The organism is Blattabacterium punctulatus (assembly GCF_003226695.1).
Lineage (GTDB): Bacteria > Bacteroidota > Bacteroidia > Flavobacteriales > Blattabacteriaceae > Blattabacterium > Blattabacterium punctulatus.
On the sequence record NZ_CP029808.1, the window covers coordinates 271,709 to 290,115 of the forward strand.

At 29.1% G+C, this 18,407-nt stretch carries 13 protein-coding genes, 4 tRNA genes and 3 rRNA genes; 9 read left to right on the forward strand and 11 right to left on the reverse strand.

Annotated features, from left to right (window positions below):
- Positions 1–5: 5 nt before the first annotated feature.
- From DM780_RS01385 to DM780_RS01405, 5 genes are all read right to left on the reverse strand, one after another.
- Positions 6–746, reverse strand: a complete 741-nt coding sequence (locus tag DM780_RS01385) for a uroporphyrinogen-III synthase (RefSeq protein ID WP_110548955.1) — start codon at positions 744–746, stop codon at positions 6–8.
- 397 nt (positions 747–1,143) lie between these two features.
- Positions 1,144–1,214 (reverse strand) — tRNA-Cys (locus DM780_RS01390).
- Positions 1,215–1,218: 4 nt separating this feature from the next.
- Positions 1,219–1,578 (reverse strand): dihydroneopterin aldolase, encoded by a 360-nt coding sequence (gene folB / locus DM780_RS01395; protein ID WP_110548691.1) that lies wholly within the window; start codon positions 1,576–1,578, stop codon positions 1,219–1,221.
- 4 nt (positions 1,579–1,582) lie between these two features.
- Positions 1,583–2,200 (reverse strand): superoxide dismutase, encoded by a 618-nt coding sequence (locus DM780_RS01400; protein ID WP_110548956.1) that lies wholly within the window; start codon positions 2,198–2,200, stop codon positions 1,583–1,585.
- An 83-nt stretch (positions 2,201–2,283) separates the two neighbouring features.
- A complete protein-coding gene (locus DM780_RS01405; protein WP_110548692.1) occupies positions 2,284–3,504 on the reverse strand; it encodes a phosphoglycerate kinase in 1,221 nt (406 codons plus the stop codon).
- A gap of 114 nt (positions 3,505–3,618) precedes the next feature.
- Here DM780_RS01405 and DM780_RS01410 point away from each other — a divergent pair, with 114 nt between their 5' ends.
- Positions 3,619–4,071 carry an RpiB/LacA/LacB family sugar-phosphate isomerase gene (locus tag DM780_RS01410; protein ID WP_110548957.1) on the forward strand — a complete coding sequence of 151 codons (453 nt, stop codon included), beginning with the start codon at positions 3,619–3,621 and terminating at the stop codon, positions 4,069–4,071.
- Positions 4,062–4,135: transfer RNA gene (locus DM780_RS01415), tRNA-Asn, on the forward strand. Before DM780_RS01410 ends, DM780_RS01415 begins: the two co-directional genes overlap by 10 nt.
- Before the next feature lie 51 nt (positions 4,136–4,186).
- Here the strand turns inward: DM780_RS01415 and gmk are convergent.
- Positions 4,187–4,771 (reverse strand): guanylate kinase, encoded by a 585-nt coding sequence (gene gmk / locus DM780_RS01420; RefSeq protein ID WP_110548693.1) that lies wholly within the window; start codon positions 4,769–4,771, stop codon positions 4,187–4,189.
- Positions 4,772–4,913: 142 nt separating this feature from the next.
- Between gmk and DM780_RS01425 the strand changes: the two genes are divergently transcribed.
- On the forward strand, positions 4,914–5,906 hold the full coding sequence (locus DM780_RS01425) for an aspartate-semialdehyde dehydrogenase (protein WP_110548694.1): 993 nt from the start codon (positions 4,914–4,916) through the stop codon (positions 5,904–5,906).
- A gap of 5 nt (positions 5,907–5,911) precedes the next feature.
- Here DM780_RS01425 and rsmI read toward each other — a convergent pair whose 3' ends face one another.
- Positions 5,912–6,577, reverse strand: coding sequence for a 16S rRNA (cytidine(1402)-2'-O)-methyltransferase (gene rsmI / locus DM780_RS01430; RefSeq protein ID WP_110548695.1), 666 nt, complete (start codon positions 6,575–6,577; stop codon positions 5,912–5,914).
- Between the two features lie 261 nt (positions 6,578–6,838).
- Between rsmI and DM780_RS01435 the strand changes: the two genes are divergently transcribed.
- Positions 6,839–7,261, forward strand: a complete 423-nt coding sequence (locus DM780_RS01435; RefSeq protein ID WP_110548696.1) for a hypothetical protein — start codon at positions 6,839–6,841, stop codon at positions 7,259–7,261.
- On the opposite strand, the gene topA is transcribed toward DM780_RS01435, so the two are convergent.
- Genes topA through queA form a run of 3 tightly spaced genes read right to left on the reverse strand, consistent with a single transcriptional unit; the run spans position 7,258 to position 11,469 of the window.
- A complete protein-coding gene (topA, locus tag DM780_RS01440) occupies positions 7,258–9,363 on the reverse strand; it encodes a type I DNA topoisomerase (protein WP_110548697.1) in 2,106 nt (701 codons plus the stop codon). The two genes, DM780_RS01435 and topA, sit on opposite strands and share 4 nt — an antisense overlap.
- Before the next feature lie 24 nt (positions 9,364–9,387).
- Entirely contained in the window at positions 9,388–10,368 is a 981-nt protein-coding gene (locus DM780_RS01445; RefSeq protein WP_110548698.1) for a polyprenyl synthetase family protein, read from the reverse strand.
- Positions 10,369–10,425: 57 nt separating this feature from the next.
- Positions 10,426–11,469 carry a tRNA preQ1(34) S-adenosylmethionine ribosyltransferase-isomerase QueA gene (gene queA / locus DM780_RS01450; RefSeq protein WP_110548699.1) on the reverse strand — a complete coding sequence of 348 codons (1,044 nt, stop codon included), beginning with the start codon at positions 11,467–11,469 and terminating at the stop codon, positions 10,426–10,428.
- A 249-nt stretch (positions 11,470–11,718) separates the two neighbouring features.
- Between queA and DM780_RS01455 the strand changes: the two genes are divergently transcribed.
- From DM780_RS01455 to rrf, 5 genes are all read left to right on the forward strand, one after another.
- A 16S ribosomal RNA gene (locus DM780_RS01455) occupies positions 11,719–13,256 on the forward strand.
- A gap of 140 nt (positions 13,257–13,396) precedes the next feature.
- Positions 13,397–13,470, forward strand: a tRNA-Ile gene (locus DM780_RS01460).
- Positions 13,471–13,500: 30 nt separating this feature from the next.
- Positions 13,501–13,574: transfer RNA gene (locus DM780_RS01465), tRNA-Ala, on the forward strand.
- 54 nt (positions 13,575–13,628) lie between these two features.
- Positions 13,629–16,526, forward strand: a 23S ribosomal RNA gene (locus tag DM780_RS01470).
- A gap of 53 nt (positions 16,527–16,579) precedes the next feature.
- Positions 16,580–16,691 (forward strand): 5S ribosomal RNA (gene rrf, locus DM780_RS01475).
- The 16S, 23S and 5S rRNA genes sit together here with 2 tRNA genes alongside, the layout of an rRNA operon.
- A 30-nt stretch (positions 16,692–16,721) precedes the next feature.
- Here rrf and DM780_RS01480 read toward each other — a convergent pair.
- The gene (locus tag DM780_RS01480) at positions 16,722–18,407 is read right to left on the reverse strand and encodes a ribonucleoside-diphosphate reductase subunit alpha (protein ID WP_110548700.1); all 1,686 of its coding nucleotides are present in this window, start codon (positions 18,405–18,407) and stop codon (positions 16,722–16,724) included.

The window sequence follows — 18,407 nt, forward strand, 5'->3', positions numbered from 1 at the left end:
TTTTTTTATATATTTTTATATATTTTTATATATTTTTCTAAAGCTTTAGCCATAGAAGGAAATTCAGGAGTTGGAACTCTAATAGCAATTTTTAATCCAGCTTTATAAGCTGCATCTAAAGTATTTTTTCCAAAAGTAGCAATTTTTATATTATTTTGATCAAAATTAGGAAAATTTTCAAATAAAGACTTTATACATGCGGGGCTAAAAAATACCAATATATCATAATATCTTATTTTCTTTAAATCAGATAAATCACTAGAAGTCGTTTTATATAAAATTGCTCTTTTCCATGAAATATTTAGTTTATTTAACATTTTTGGTATTTCTAGTTTTAATATATCTGAAGATGGTAAAAGAAATCTTTCGTTTGTATTTTTTTTGATAAAAGGTAATATATCTTTAAAAGATTTTTTTCCAATATATATTTTTCTTTTTCTATATACGATATATTTTTGTAAATAATAAGCTATAGATTCTGTTTGACAAATATATTTCATGGAAATTGGAACTTTGAATCGCATAGATTCTGCTAATCTAAAATAATGATCAACAGAGTTTTTACTTATGAAAAGAACTACCGTAAAATCAGAAAAATTAATTTTTTGTTTTCTTACATCAATCGAAGACGCACCTTTTACTTCTATAAAGGATCTAAAATCTATTTTCACATTTTTACTTAATTCTAAATATGGAGAATTTGAACCTTTTAGAGATTGTGAAATGAGAATATTATTAATCTTCATCATTGTTTTTGTATATCATTGATTTATACAGAATAAAAATTTCTAATTATGATTCAAATTCGCAAATTTACAAAAAAAGAAAGAATAAGAAAACAATTATTAATTAATATAAAAAAATTATTTTTTTACTATTTTTTTTCATTTATTCAGATAATAGTATATCTATAAATATTTTTATTTATAAAAAAAAAATATGATAAATATACTAACAGAAATTTTTTTTTCATAAAAAATCTGAAGTAGATTTAATTTATAAAAAATATAATCTTACAGAGAAAAAATTTATCTACAATTACCATTTTTACACAAAAAAAATTGACAATCATATCGATATTTTAAAAAAAGTACAATATAATTTATAAATATTTTTTTAAAAAAAGTTTATTGAAAAATATAAAGGCACAGAGCGGAATCGAACCGCTATAAGAGGTTTTGCAGACCCCTGCCTTTCCAATCGGCCACCATGCCAAAATTAGTTTATATCATCTAAAATAATACAAAATCTATCCACACTACTTTCCATAGGTGGATTTTCTTTACAAATTTTTATTTTTGTTTTTTTAATTAAATCTATCCTATATTTTTTGATTCTTTGTATTATTCTATAGGCTAAATTTTCCAATAATTTAGAATTAATGGCCATTTCTTCTTTTACAACACGGAACAAATATACATAATCAATAGTTTTTGATAAATCGTCACTAATAGAAGCTTTATGAAAATCTAATTCTACTTCTATATTGACTGTATAATAAGATCCTAAAAAGGATTCCTCCGGAATACAACCGTGAAATCCAAATAATTTTATATTTTCTAGAATAATTTTTCCCATTCAATTATTCTACTATGGAACAGTTATAATTTTCTTCTACTTTTTTCCAATTAATAATATTCCAAAATGAATAAATATAATCGATTCTACGATTTTGATATTGTAGATAATATGCATGTTCCCAAACATCTAATCCTAATATAGGAATACCTTCTTCATAACCTATCCCTAACATTAATGGATTATCTTGATTTTCTGTAGAACAAATAGTCAATTCTTTTTCTTTTACACATAGCCATACCCATCCAGAACCAAAACGATTCATTGCTACAGTAGTAAATTTTTCTTTGAAAAGATCGAATGTTTTAAATTTTTTTTTAAAAACTTCATTTAGATATTTACTTGGAGGAATACTTTTTGAATGAGGTATTAATATTTCCCAAAATAAATTATGATTATAAAAACCTCCACTATTATTTCGTATTATTGGATTTTCAATATTAGCTCTTCTTAAAATTTCTTTTATAGATAAGTTTTCCATATCGGTTCCATTAATAACTTGGTTTAGATTATTGGTATATCCAGCATGATGTTTTAGATAATGGATTTTCATAGTTTTTTGATCTATATAAGGTTCAAAATCCTTGTATGAATAAGATAATTTAGGAAGTTTGAATGACATATTTTTTTGATTTAAAAAACAAATATAATTAAAAAGATCCAATATTAGGATTTGTTAAATTCTTTATTATTTACAAATATAAACTATGAAATTATAGATTTTATTCCAGGAAGTATTTTATTTTTTAAACTTTCTAACATAGCACCTCCTCCAGTAGATAAATAACTAATTTTTTTTTCACACTGTTCCATTTTTAATGAAGCAATAGAATCTCCACCACCTATTAAAGAAAAAGCTCCATTTTTAGTTGCATTAACAATAGCTCTTGCTATAGATTTAGTTCCTAAAGAAAAATTGGAGAATTCAAATACTCCTAATGGTCCATTCCAAAGAATAGTTTGGGAATTTTTGATGATTTTGCAAAAATAATTTATAGATTTAGGACCTAAATCTAAACCTTTCCATCCATTAGGGATAGAATAAATGGAAGAAATCTTAGTATTAGCATTATTTTTAAAAGAATCTGCTATTACTACATCTTTTGGAAAGGATATATTTGTTTTATCTTGTTTTTTATATTTATCAAAAATATTTTTTAATATTTTTTCAAGTTCATTATATTTATATTTATCTACAATAGAGTCCCCAACCTTACCTCCTTGTATTTTGATAAAAGGATAGGCCATACCACCTCCTATTAGGATATGATCAACTAAATTAATAAGGTTTTCTATAATAGATATTTTAGAATATATTTTTGCTCCTCCTAATAAAATTGTAATGGGTTTTTTACCTTTTCCAAAAATTTTTTTTAAAGAATGGATTTCTTTTTTCATGAGAAATCCAATACATTTATTTTTTCCAAAAAATTTGGGGATAATAGTAATAGAAGCATGTAAACGATGAGATACTGAAAATGCGTCGTTAACATAAATATCTCCTAACTTTGATAACTGAAAAGCAAAATTTTCATCTCCCTCTTCCTCTTCTTTGTAAAATCGAATATTTTCCAACAGTAAAATTTCTCCATTTTTTAATTCATTAACACGTTTTTCTACAGTTTCTCCTATACAATATTCTGAAAATTTTATAGGAATTTGTAATTTTTTAGATAAATTAGAAACTATAAATTTCAAAGAATAAGTTTTAGAACGTTTCCCTTTTGGTCTTCCAAAATGAGATATTAATACTACTTTTCCATATTCATTAATTATTTTTTTAATGGTAGGAATACTATATTTAATCCGTGTATCATCTAGTATTTTTTTAGATTTATTGTTGATAGGAACATTAAAATCAACTCTTACTATAGCGGTTTTATTTTTAAAATTAAAATCATTAACAGTTTTTATATCCTTTTTCATATAAATAATAAATAAAAATTAAAATATACAAACTTAATGTGAAGTATTGAATCTTTATTATTATGAAAAAAAAAATCCAAATTTTTAATGTATTTTTATAAAATTTTAGGAAAAATGATAATTTCTATAGGATCTGATCATACAGGAATAAATTATAAAAAATTAATAATTAATTATTTGATTAAAAAAGGAGATCGGGTAAAAGATTTTGGATTATTTCGTTATGGAGAAAAGGTTGACTATCCGGATTATATTCATCCTACAGCAGAATTTGTAGAAAAAGGAAAAGCTGATTTGGGAATTGTAATTTGCGGAAGTGGAAATGGTGCGGCTATGATTGCTAATAAATATCCAAAAATTCGTGCTGCATTAGTATGGAAAAAAGAAATTGCTTTTTTAGCAAAAAGGCATAATAATGCCAATATTATTAGTTTACCAGCTCGTTTTATAGAAAATAAAAAAGAGGTTTTAGAAATAATAAAAATATTTATTCAAACAGATTTTGAAGGAGGAAGACATAAAATAAGAATAAAAAAAATTCCAATTAAAATAAATAATCCTCAGTAGCTCAGCTGGTCAGAGCACCTGACTGTTAATCAGGGTGTCGCTGGTTCGAATCCAGCCTGGGGAGCGAATTTAAAATGATTTATTATCATATTGATAATGACGTATTTTTGATATTTTAAATACAATAACTTTGATTTTTTGTAAAATTATAAACTAATTGGATTACTTTTTTTTTTGTTTGATCTAAATTTAGATTTAGTAATCTAATATCGAATAATCTTGCATATTCCCATTCCATTTTTGCTTTATTTAAACGGATCTTAATTTGAGATAAATCCTCATAATTTCTTGAAAAAAGTCTTTGTTTTAGTATTTTTAAGGAATTTACCATAATAAATATGGATAAAGTATCGTATGGATATCTTTTTTTCAAAGATAATCCCCCTTTTACATCTACATCAAATAAAACATGTTGACATTTATTCCAAATTTTGGATATTTCATTTTTTAGGGTCCCATAATATATGTTAGGATAAACTTCTTCCCATTCTAAAAAATGATTTTTTTCTATTTTAGAAAAAAATTTATTTGTAGAAATAAAATAATAATCTTTTCCATTTTTTTCATTATTCCGTATAGTACGTGTAGTACATGATATAGATAATTTTAATTTTGGGATTTTTGAAAGTAAATATTTTGATATAGTTGTTTTTCCAGATCCTGATGGACCAGATAAAATAATTATTTTTCCTTTTTTCATTTTTCTATGATATCTATTTCATTTAAGAATGAAAATAAAAATATACTGTAATATTTTTTATTTATTATTTTTTAACTTTATCTGTATTAAGTAAAATAAAAATCCAAATAATATCACCATAATAATCTGAATTAAATTGAATATGAAAATAGGAATAGTAGGAGTCACCGGAATGGTAGGACGTGTAATGGTAGATCTCTTAAAATGTAGGAATTTTCCAATAGAAAAATTATATCTTTCCGCTTCTGAAAAATCAATAGGAAAAGAATTTATTCATAATAATAAAAAATATAAAATCATTCGTATTAGAGAATTATTTTCAAAAAAACCTAATATTGTTTTATTTTCATCTGGATCAGATGTATCTAAAAAATGGGCCCCTCAATTTGCAAAAATTGGGGCAACAGTAATAGATAATTCTTCTGCATGGAGAATGGACCCTAAAATAAAACTGATAGTTCCTGAAATAAATGCTTCTTCTTTATCTAAAGATGATAAAATTATTGCAAATCCTAATTGTTCTACTATTCAATTAGTCATGATATTATATCCATTACATTTAGAATATGGCATCGATCGTGTTATTGTATCTACATATCAATCGGTTACTGGGACAGGAAAAAAAGGTTTGAATCAAATGAACAAGGAAAAAGATGGTTTTTTTTCTTATGAAAAAATCTATCCATATCCTATTTATCAAAATGTGTTACCACATTGTGATGTTTTTGTAAAAAATGGTTATACAATGGAAGAAATAAAATTGATGAAGGAAACTAAAAAAATTATAAATGATAACAATATAGCTATTACAGCTACTGCTGTACGCGTTCCGGTTATAGGAGGTCATTCAGAAAGTGTAAATATAACATTTAAAAAAAAACCTAATATTGATCATATATATAAAATTTTTTTTAAAAAAAAAGGAATTATTGTTCAAGATAATCCAAAACAAAATATTTATCCTATGCCATTATTTTCTCATGGAAAAGATGAAGTATTCGTAGGACGAATTCGTAAAGATTATTCATGTTTAAATTCTTTAAATCTTTGGATTGTAGCAGATAATTTACGTAAAGGTGCAGCTACAAATGCAATACAAATTGCAGAATTATTGATAAAAAAAAAATATATTTAATATTTTTATTTCTTTTTATCAAGAATAAGAATATATTCTCCCAATATTTTTTTTATATTTTTATAATATAAAATCATCTCCTTAATATTCCCTCTTAATGTTTCTTGGAAAATTTTAGATATTTCTTTGCATATAACGATATTTCTTTCCAATCCAAAAAAATATTTTAAATCGTTTAAAGTACGTAGTAATCTATGAGGAGATTCATATAATAAAAGAGTCCTATTTTCTATCGACAATTTTTCGAGTTTTATTTTTCTTTTTTTTTTTGGTAAAAATCCAATAAATGTAAATTCATTAATAGAAAGACCTGAAATGACTAATGCTGGAATAATTGAAGTTGGACCTGGTAAACATTCTATAGAAATTGAATTTTTAATACAAGATCTAATCAATAAAAAACCGGGGTCAGATATACTGGGGGTACCAGCATTAGAAATTAATGCTAATTTTTTTCCCTCTTTTATTTTTTCTAAAATTGAAGGAATTATTTTATGTTCATTATAAATATGATAATTTTTTATAGGCGTTTTAATATTATAAAAATTTAACAATTTTTTTGAAACTTTATAATTTTCTACCAAAATAAAATCTACTTCATTTAATATTCGTAAACTTCTGAAAGTAAAATCTTCTAAATTTCCTATAGGAGTAGGGACGATATACAACATTTAATCGAATAAAAAAAAGGTTAATATATGAAAAAAATATCATAATTTATTTTTTTTGATTTATTTTTTATAGAATAAAAATCTATAATTTTTATCATTTTATCTATGATATTTTTTGGAATTATTTTTTATTTTTAGATTACAATAAAAATAGATTTAGATTATGTAAAATATTTTTTTCAGTTTTTTTTAATTTTCATTATCAAATAAATATATTATAGTTAATAATTTTATTCATAAATGATAATGAAATAAAAAAAAATGAAAGGTAAAGAATATATATTTAGAAGCCGTTTAGTATCTGGAGAGATTATTTTTAAGTATGATCTTAATGGTTTTTTAAGGGAAGTGATCTTTCCCGAAAAACTTTCTTTATCACATTATATATGGATAGGAAAATATATCCCTTATAATGAATCTATTATAAATAAAATGAAAAAAACAAAAGCGGACTTTTCTATAGAGGAAATTCCTTCAGATTTATCTTTTAACCGTTTTTGGATAGATTATAGATATAAAGTAGGTAAAAAAAGAATGGCAGAAAATCTATGGAATAGAATGTCTTTATCTGATAGAATAAAAGCTTTATCCTATATTCCTCAATATTTAGATCATGTTAGACGTACAGGACATGATCAAGCATATCCTACAACATATTTAAATCAAAGATATTTTGATAGTTAACTATTTTTTTTTCTACTTATTAATATAATATTAATAGCTTTTTCTAAATTCAATGAATCAAAAAAAATTTTTTCTTCAATAGGAATTGATTGATTTTTATGTTTAATATAAATATTATATTTATTCACTTTTAAAAGTATTTCATATTCTTCAAATAATCCTAAAGATTTAGGTAGTTCTAAAAGTTTTAAAGCATCCTGTAAAGATATTGTATCAATTTTTTGATGAATTAATAAAGGAGAAAATTTTGGTTTTTCTTTATCTTTAAATTCTCCCATTTGAACAATAGGACCAAAACGAGCTATTTTAGAAAAAACTTTCTTATTAGATATTGGATCCATACCTAGAAAACGAATTTTATGAATTTTATCTACATTTTTTTTTACATGTTCTATTTTTTTGTGAAATTCATCATAAAAATTTTTAATAATTTTATTCCAGGATACTTCTCCTTTTGCAATATTATCAAATTGTTTTTCTAAACTTGCTGTAAAATTGTAATCTACGATTTCTTGAAAATTTTTTTTTAAAAAATCAGTTATTATAATTCCCATTTCTGTAGGAATGAATTTATTTTTTTCTATTTCAATAATTTCATCTTTTTTTTTAATAATAACATTTTTTTTTAAAATAAAAGATTCACGAATCTCCGTTTTTTTAATAATTTTTTGTGTATTTATATAATCTCTTTTTTGTATATTAGAAATAATAGGAACATAAGTAGATGGTCTTCCTATTCCTAATTTTTCTAATTTTTTTACTAAAGTAGCTTCATTATATCTTGGTAAATGTTTTGTAAAAATTTGTTTCGCTATGATTTCTTTTTTCTGTAAAAAAATTCCTTCTTTCAATATTTCTAATAATTTTTTTTTATTATTTTCGTGAGAAATATTTTTTTTATTTATTTTCATAAAACCTTCGAATTTAATGGTTTTTTTTTTGTAAATAAAATAATTGTCTAAATTCGAAGATTGAATATAAAAATTTTTTATATAAAATTGACAATCAGTCATTTGACCAATTATAGTTCGTTCCCATATAAGTTGATAAAGACGTTTTTGAGATAAGTCTAAAGTTTCTAAAGATATTTTTTTAATTTCTGTAGGATGTATTGCTTCGTGAGCTTCTTGAGAAAATCTATTAGATAAAAATTTTTTTTGAGATAAATATTTTTCTCCATAAAAAAAAAGAATATAATTCTTTATTTTGGATAAAATTTCTTTGGATAAATTGGTACTATCAGTACGAATATATGTTATGTATCCTTTTTCATATAATTTTTGAGCTAAAAACATAGTTTTAGATATAGAATAATTTAATCTTTGACAAGATTCTTGTTGTAAAGTAGATGTTGTAAATGGAGGTGGAGGACTTTTTTTTTCTTGTTTAAGAATAATTTTTTTTATTAAAAAACTTGCATTAACACATGATAGTAGAATATTTTTCATTTTTTTTTCTCCTTCTATTTTCTTTTCCAATTTAGCATGAAGAATCATTTTTTTTTCGTAAGTAAAAATTCCAGATATTTGATATCCAGGAATAGGAATAAAATTTTGAATATTTTGTTCTCGTTCTACTATCAATCTAACTGCTGCAGATTGTACTCTTCCTGCTGAAAGACCAGAATTAACTTTTTTCCATAGAATAGGAGATAATTGAAATCCTACTAATCTATCTAAAATCCGTCTTGCTTGTTGTGCATAAACTAGATTATAATTAATAAATCTAGGATTATTTATCGCATCAAAAATAGCTTTTTTTGTTATTTCATGAAAAACAATTCTTCGAATTTTTTCATTTGGAATATTTAATATTTTATAAATTTGATAAGCTATAGCTTCACCTTCACGATCCTCATCAGAAGCTAACCATATTATATTATAATCTTTAATTAATTCTTTAAGATTTTGAACTATTTTTCTTTTTTTAGATAAAATCACATAATCAGGTTGAAAATTTTTTTTTACATTAACTCCTATCTTTTTTTCTGGAAGATCTATAAGATGGCCATAACTAGATACTACATAAAAATCTTTTCCAAGAAACATTTGTATAGTATTAGCTTTAGTAGGAGACTCTACAATTACTAAATTTTTGTTCATTTTATTGTTAATACTTATTTTTTTCTATATATTTCTTTCAATAATAAAATTAACCATTGTTTTTAATGCTTTTTTAATTGTACTTTTTGGATAATGATCTAATATTTTTAATGCATTATTACGAAATTTTATCATTTTTTTTTTAGCATATTCTATCCCACCATTTTCCTTAACATAATCAATAATTTGATTTCTTTTTTTTTCATCATAATTATTTATAGAATTTAATATCCATTCTTGATTTTTTTGAGAAGATTTTTGAATAGCATAAATCAGTGGAAGTGTAATTTTTCTTTCTTTTAAATCCATTCCAATAGGTTTTCCAATTAAATTTTCATTAGATTCTTCATAATCAAATAAATCATCTTTTATTTGAAAAGCGATTCCAGTAAATTCTCCAAATTTTTTCATTTTTAAAGCTGTTTTTTCATCTGCATTTACTGAACGTGCTCCTCCTTCACAAGATGCTGCAATTAGACTAGCTGTTTTATGATAAATAATTTGATTATAATTTTTTTCGTTAATGTCTAATTTTTTAGTTTTCTCCATTTGTAATAATTCTCCTTCACTCATATCTTTAATAGTTCTACAAATAATTTTAAGAAGATCATGATAATTATTATTTATAGCTAATAAAAGACTTTTAGAAAGTAAATAATCTCCTATTAAAACAGCTATTTTATTTTTCCATATAGCATTGATAGAAAAAGTTCCACGACGAAGATTGCTATTATCTATAACATCATCATGGACAAGAGTAGCTGTATGGATCAACTCTATTAAAGATGCAGTATGGTAGGTTTTTTTTTGTATGTTTCCTAACATTTTTGCAATTAAAAAAACAAACATAGGACGAATTTGTTTCCCTTTTCTATTAGTAATATAATGTGTAATTCTATTAACAATAGATACCTTGCTGCTTTGTATAATATTAATGAATTGTTTTTCGAAAATTTTCATTTCTTTTTTTATGGAAATTTTCACCTTTTCAAGGATTTTTTTCATAATATTAAATATTTCATTTTTTAATATTATGGTTTTTTTAAGATTTATATTATAATATTATAAAATTAACATAGCATCTCCGTAAGAATAAAATCTGTATTTTTTTTTTATAGCTATTTTATAAGCTTTCATGATCAATTCATATCCAGAAAAAGCTGCTGTCATCATAAGTAATGTAGATTTTGGCATATGAAAATTGGTAATCATAGAATTAGCTATACTAAAATTATAAGGAGGAAATATAAATTTATTTGTCCATCCTGAAAAAGGATTTAAATATTTACTAGAAGAAACCGAGCTTTCAATAGCGCGCATAGATGAAGTCCCTACAACACATACACGTTTTTTTTGTTTCATAGTTTTATTAATAATACTACATACATTTTTTTCTATAAAACATTTTTCAGAATCCATCTTATGTTTGGATATATCTTCTACTTCGACTGGTAAAAAACTACCTAATCCAAGATGTAAAGTAATTTCTACTAAATTTATTCCTTTTATTTCTAATATTTTTAATAAATGTTTTGAAAAATGAAATCCAGCTGTAGGAGCAGATACAGACCCTTCAATTTTTGCATAAATAGTTTGATAGCGTTTTTCATCATTTTTTTCTGGTAATCTTTTAATATATTTTGGTAAAGGTGTTTTTCCTAATTCTTTTATTTTTTTTATTAATTCTTCATGTGATCCATTAAAATGAAGTTGTAAAATTCTTCCTCTAGAAGTGGTATTATCTATTACTTCTCCTGTTAATCCACTTCCAAAATTTAATTTATTTCCTACTCTTACTTTTCTTGCAGGATCAACTAAGACGTCCCAAGTTCGATCTATAATATCCAATTCTCTGAGTAAAAAAACTTCTATTTTTGCTTCTGTTTTTTCTTTATTTCCAAATAATCTTGCTGGAAATACCTTTGTATTGTTGAGAATGATAGTATCTCCTTCTTCAAAATATTGATATAAATCTTTGAATAACTTATGTTCAATATTCTTATTTTTTCTATGAATAATCATTAATCTAGATTCGTCTCTTTCTTGGGTAGGTTGATAGGATAAAAGATTTAATGGAAATTCGAAATTAAAATCTGAAGTTCTCATAATTAAAATTAGAAAAAAAACAAATATACAAGGTATTATTCTTGATTAAGAATAAAATTAAATTATTTTTTTTATCAAAAAAAAATATATATATATTTGTAATATTATTTTTACATAAAAATAATACGAATTTTCAAAAAATTGTTCTTTATTTTTTAATTTGAAAAAAAAGTAGCTTCTAGACCTGATTTTAATTAAAGAATATTTAAAAAATTAATTAAGATTTTTACGTATTTGATATTTTTTTTTACAACGAAGAGTTTGATCCTGGCTCAGGATGAACGCTAGCGGCGGGCTTAACACATGCAAGTCGAGGGGCAGCATGAAATTTATTTATTTAGATTTTGATGGCGACCGGCGGACGGGTGCGTAACACGTATGTAACCTACCTTTTTCTAGAAAATAGCCTGAGGAAACTCGGATTAATGTTCTATAATACAGTATTTTCGCATGAAAATATTATTAAAGCAGAAATGCGGAAAAAGATGGGCATGCGCCCGATTAGTTAGTTGGTGGGGTAAAAGCCTACCAAGACGATGATCGGTAGGGGGCCTGAGAGGGTGATCCCCCACACTGGTACTGAGATACGGACCAGACTCCTACGGGAGGCAGCAGTGAGGAATATTGGTCAATGGAGGAAACTCTGAACCAGCCACGCCGCGTGCAGGAAGAATGCCTTATGGGTTGTAAACTGCTTTTGTTTAGGAATAAAAATTTCTACGTGATAGAAATTCTGAAGGTACTAGACGAATAAGTGTCGGCAAACTCCGTGCCAGCAGCCGCGGTAATACGGAGGACACAAGCGTTATCCGGATTTATTGGGTTTAAAGAGTGCGTAGGCGGTTTATTAAGTCAGTAGTGAAATGTTACAGCTTAACTGTTAAAATGGCTAATGATACTGATAGACTTGAGTTAGATTGGAGTAACTGGAATGTGTGGTGTAGCGGTGAAATGCATAGAGATCACACAGAACACCGATCGCGAAAGCAGGTTACTAAATTTATACTGACGCTGAGGCACGAAAGCGTGGGGAGCAAACAGGATTAGATACCCTGGTAGTCCACGCCGTAAACGATGATCACTAGTCGTTGGATTTTATTATTCAGTGGCTAAGCGAAAGTGATAAGTGATCCACCTGGGGAGTACGACCGCAAGGTTGAAACTCAAAGGAATTGACGGGGGCCCGCACAAGCGGTGGAGCATGTGGTTTAATTCGATGATACGCGAGGAACCTTACCAAGGTTTAAATGTACTACGAATAAGCTAGAAATAGTTTAGTCTTCGGACGGAGTACAAGATGCTGCATGGTTGTCGTCAGCTCGTGCCGTGAGGTGTTGGGTTAAGTCCCTCAACGAGCGCAACCCTCATTGTTAGTTGCCAACGAATAATGTCGGGGACTCTAGCAAGACTGCCGACGTAAGTCGAGAGGAAGGTGGGGACGACGTCAAATCATCACGGCTCTTATATCTTGGGCTACACACGTGCTACAATGGTCGGTACAAAGGGTTGCTACTGAGCAATCAGAAGCTAATCTCTAAAAACCGATCTCAGTTCGGATTGGAGTCTGCAACTCGACTCTATGAAGTTGGAATCGCTAGTAATCGCATATCAGCCATGATGCGGTGAATACGTTCCCGGGCCTTGTACACACCGCCCGTCAAGCCATGGAAGTCGGGGGGACCTGAAATCGGTGACCATAAAAGGAACTGATTAAGGTAAAATCGATAACTGGGGCTAAGTCGTAACAAGGTAGCCGTACCGGAAGGTGTGGCTGGAACATCTCTTTTTTTAGAGTAATTTGTAATATATCTTAATTAAGATATTTTTAAAAAAATTTTAAGGAATCAGGCTAGAAGTTTCTTCTATTGATAGATAAAAAAAATAAGTGTAGTAAAGAGAGAGATTGATGATAAATAATAATTGTATCAGTCTCGTAGCTCAGACGGTTAGAGCGCTACACTGATAATGTAGAGGTCCGCGGTTCAATTCCGCGCGAGACTACTTTCCCAAAGACCCAAAAAAAAAGGGGGGGGGGGATTAGCTCAGCTGGCTAGAGCACCTGTTTTGCACGCAGGAGGTCATCGGTTCGACTCCGATATTCTCCATTTTTAAGATATATATAAAGTTCTTTGAAATAACATACTATAATGAGGAAAGAAAAAAAAGCTAAGTTAGGGCGTATGGTGGATGCCTTGGCTCTGAGAGGCGAAGAAGGACGTGATAAGCTGCGATAAGCTGCGGGTATTGGCACATACAAATTAATCCGCAGATTTCCGAATGGGGCAACCTATCATATTAACTATATGATATTACTTTTTTAAAGTAATGCTAACCTAGAGAACTGAAACATCTAAGTATCTAGAGGAAAAGAAAACAAAAGTGATTCCGTTAGTAGTGGCGAGCGAAATCGGAAAAGCCCAAACCATTATGGTTTAGGCCATAGTGGGGTTGTAGGTCTACAATAAAGGATTATTTTTATATAGTAGAATGATTTGGAAAAATCAATCATAGAAGGTGATATTCCTGTATACGAAATAGAAAAATAACCTAGTAGTAACCTGATTAGGACGGGACACGGGAAATCTTGTCTGAATCTACCGGGACCATCCGGTAAGGCTAAATACTACTCAGAGACCGATAGTGAACTAGTACCGTGAGGGAAAGGTGAAAAGTACTTCGAATAGAAGGGTGAAATAGATCCTGAAACCATACGCTTACAAGCTGTCGGAGCCCTCTTAATTTTATTAGGAGTAGGGTGACGACGTGCCTTTTGCATAATGAACCTACGAGTTAATTTTTCCGGCAAGGTTAAGTAGTTCAGCTATGGAGCCGTAGCGAAAGCGAGTCTGAATAGGGCATTTAGTCGGAAGAATTAGACGCGAAACCGAGTGATCTACCCATGAGCAGGTTGAAGCTGTGGTAACACATAGTGGAGGACCGAACCGGTTGACGTTGAAAAGTCTTCGGATGACTTGTGGGTAGGGGTGAAAGGCTAATCAAACTCGGAGATAGCTCGTACTCCCCGAAATGCATTTAGGTGCAGCATCGTGTTAAATATGACAGAGGTAGAGCTACTGATTGGATGAAGGGGTTTCATCACCTACTAATTCCTGATAAACTCCGAATGCTGTTATTATGTTTCACGGTAGTGAGGGCATGGGTGCTAAGATCCATGTCCAAGAGGGAAACAACCCAGACCATCAGTTAAGGTCCCTAAGTATATATTAAGTTGTATAAACAAAGTTTAATTACACAGACAGCTAGGATGTTAGCTTGGAAGCAGCTATTCATTTAAAGAGTGCGTAACAGCTCACTAGTCGAGTGATTGAGCGTGGATAATAATCGGGCATAAATATATCACCGAAACTATGGGATTGAAAAATCGGTAGGGGAGCATTGTAATAGCGTTGAAGTTATATTGTAAAATATAGTGGAGTAATTACAAAAGAAAATGTAGGTATAAGTAACGATAATGCGGGAGAGAAAACCGCACACCGAAAAACTAAGGGTTCCTCAGCTATGTTAATCAACTGAGGGTTAGTCGGGTCCTAAGATGTAATCGAAAGGTGTAATCGATGGGTAACCGGTTAATATTCCGGTACTTGCTTTTATTGCGATGAGAAGACGGAGTTATGAAACTGTCGCGTACGGACGGAAGTGTACGTTGAAATAGTTAGGTATAAAATATATAGGAAAATCCGTATATTTTGCTAAGCTATGATAGTACCATAAACCTTCGGGCGAGTGGATAGTACAGGTAAGAGCTTCCAAGAAAATCCTCTAAGCTTCAGATAAAAGTGATCCGTACCAAAACCGACACAGGTAGTTAAGGAGAGAATCCTAAGGTGCTCGAGTGATTCACGGCTAAGGAACTAGGCAAAATTAACCTGTAACTTCGGGATAAAGGTTGCCTTCCTTAAAAAAGAAGGTCGCAGTGAAGATATCCAGACGACTGTTTATCAAAAACATAGGACTCTGCTAAATTGAAAAATGATGTATAGGGTCTGACACCTGCCCAGTACTGGAAGGTTAAAGAAAAAGGTTAGCTTCGGCGAAGCTTTTAACTGAAGCCCCAGTAAACGGCGGCCGTAACTATAACGGTCCTAAGGTAGCGAAATTCCTTGTCGGGTAAGTTCCGACCTGCACGAATGGTGTAACGATCTGGAAACTGTCTCAGCCGTGAGCTCGGTGAAATTGTAATATCGGTGAAGATGCCGATTACTCGCAATGGGACGAAAAGACCCTGTGAACCTTTACTATAGCTTCGTATTGGTTTTGATTAAAAAATGTGTAGGATAGGTGGGAGACTTTGAAGTACTGTCGTCAGATAGTATGGAGTCAACCTTGAAATACCACCCTTTTTTTAATTGAAATCTAACTTAATTATTGATTGAGGACATTGCGTGGTGGGTAGTTTGACTGGGGTGGTCGCCTCCAAAAAGGTAACGGAGGCTCCCAAAGGTACCCTCAACACGTTTGGTAATCGTGTGTAGAGTGTAATGGCATAAGGGTGCTTGACTGTGAGACCTACAAGTCGATCAGGTACGAAAGTAGGGCATAGTGATCCGGTGGTTCCGCATGGAAGGGCCATCGCTCAAAGAATAAAAGGTACTCCGGGGATAACAGGCTAGTCTCCCCCAAGAGCTCATATCGACGGGGAGGTTCGGCACCTCGATGTCGGCTCGTCACATCCTGGGGCTGAAGAAGGTCCCAAGGGTTGGGCTGTTCGCCCATTAAAGTGGCACGCGAGCTGGGTTCAGAACGTCGTGAGACAGTTCGGTCTCTATCTATTGTGAGCGTTAGAAGCTTGAGTGGAGCTGATTCTAGTACGAGAGGACCGAATTGGACGAACCTCTGGTGTATCAGTTGTATCGCCAGGTGCATCGCTGAGTAGCTACGTTCGGAAGAGATAAGCACTGAAAGCATATAAGTGCGAAACTCACCACAAGATTAGGCTTCTTTTAAGGGTCGTTGAAGACTACAACGTTGATAGGCTATAAGTGTAAAGACAGTAATGTCATAGCTAAGTAGTACTAATTACCCATAGGCTTATATTTCTTTCCTTATGTATGTTATTTTTATATTTATATTTATTTATGAAATTTTTATAATGGGTGGTTATAGCAATGTGGATCCACCTCTTTACCATTCCGAACAGAGAAGTTAAACACATTAGCGCTGATGGTACTGGTTTTTTCTGGGAGAGTAAGTCTCCGCCCTTTTTTTTTATATATATTTATTTTTTATTCGTATCACCTACAACATTCTGCACGTAGTATGCTTTCACTTCTATAATAATAGAGACTTTTTAATCCAATTTTCCACGCATCAATATGAACTTTATTAATAAATTTTGCTGGTGTTTTTTGATGAAAAGCAAGATTTATACTTTGACCTTGATCAAGATATTTTTGTCGTATACCTGCTTGTTTTATTAATTCCAATTGATTAATTTCTTTAAAACATAAAAATACATTTTTTTCTTTTTCACTAAGAGCCGTTAAATTAAGACAAGACCCCTTTTCATTAGCAATTTTTTCCCAAATTTCTGGAATATTATATCCATTTTTTTTAAGAATTTTTTCCAAATAAGGATTTTTACGAATATGCATACCTTTTGAATCATCATCTACATATATATTTGCAGCTAAAGGTTCTATCCCTTGAGATAATCCACCCGCTAATTTAGCAGAACTTCTATTGGGAGCTATTGCCATCAAAGTTAAATTTCTTCTTCCTGTTCCTATATTCCATTCGGATTCTCCGTATTCTTTTGCCAAATATTGAGTTGCTTTTTGAGATTCTACTTGTATTTTTCTAAATATTTTATGAGTTAATATTTCAGATTTTACGGAAATAAAAGGAATCATTCTAGATTGTAAATAAGAATGCCAACCTAAAGCCCCTAATCCTAAGGCTCTACTTTTTTCTGCAAAACGAACAGAATCTTCTATCCCCCGAATATTTTTTCCTTTATCAATAAATTCTTGTAAAACAGAATCAAGAAATAAAATTGCATAAAAAACGGTATTAGTGTTTTTCCATTCTACATATTTATATAAGTTTAATGAAGATAGACAACATACAAGAGTATGACTTTCATCTGTAGGTAACATAATTTCTGAACAAAGATTGCTATGATGGATTTTTAATCCATATTTTTTCCAATTATCCGGTATATTTTTATTAGCATTATCTTTAAAAAAAAGATATGGTTCTCCAGTTTTTACACGTTCTTTAAGAGTATTGATCCATAATGATCTTTCTTGTCCATTTTTTTTTAAAACTTTATCCATAAAAGAATTAGAAATAATCGCCCCCTGATGAAGATTATGACATTGTCGATTAATATCCCCTTTAGGTTCTCTTATTTTTAAAAATTCTGGATATTCTTTGTGTTCTATGTTTAAATAAATAGCTACAGCTCCTCTTCTTGTACTTCCTTGTTTACTAGCAATAATAGTACTATCATATGATTTAATAAAAGGAATAATCCCATCCGAATAACCTAATGCTCCATTTTTTATAGGACTTCCAATAGGTCTAACTATACTAAAATCATAAGAAGTTCCTCCTCCATGTTTACTTAAAATAGCCATTTCTAAATTTTTTCTATATATCTCATACATACTATCACCAATTCGTCCAGAAAAACAACTAATAGGCAATCCTTTTTTTGTTCCTAAATTAACCATAACTGGAGTGGAAGGAATGAGCCATCCTCTCCATAAAATTTTAAAAAATTTTTCTTCCATATTTGGTTTTTTAAGAATTTTTGCAGCATTGATAGACAATCTTTTATATCCTTCAAAAGGAGTTTCTCCATCTAATAAATATCCACCTTTAATTGTAGTTAAATACAGTTCATTATTCGCCCATACTGGTAAATCTTTTTCTACTTTCCATCCTTTTTTTTCTGCAATAGGGTGTGTTTCCAT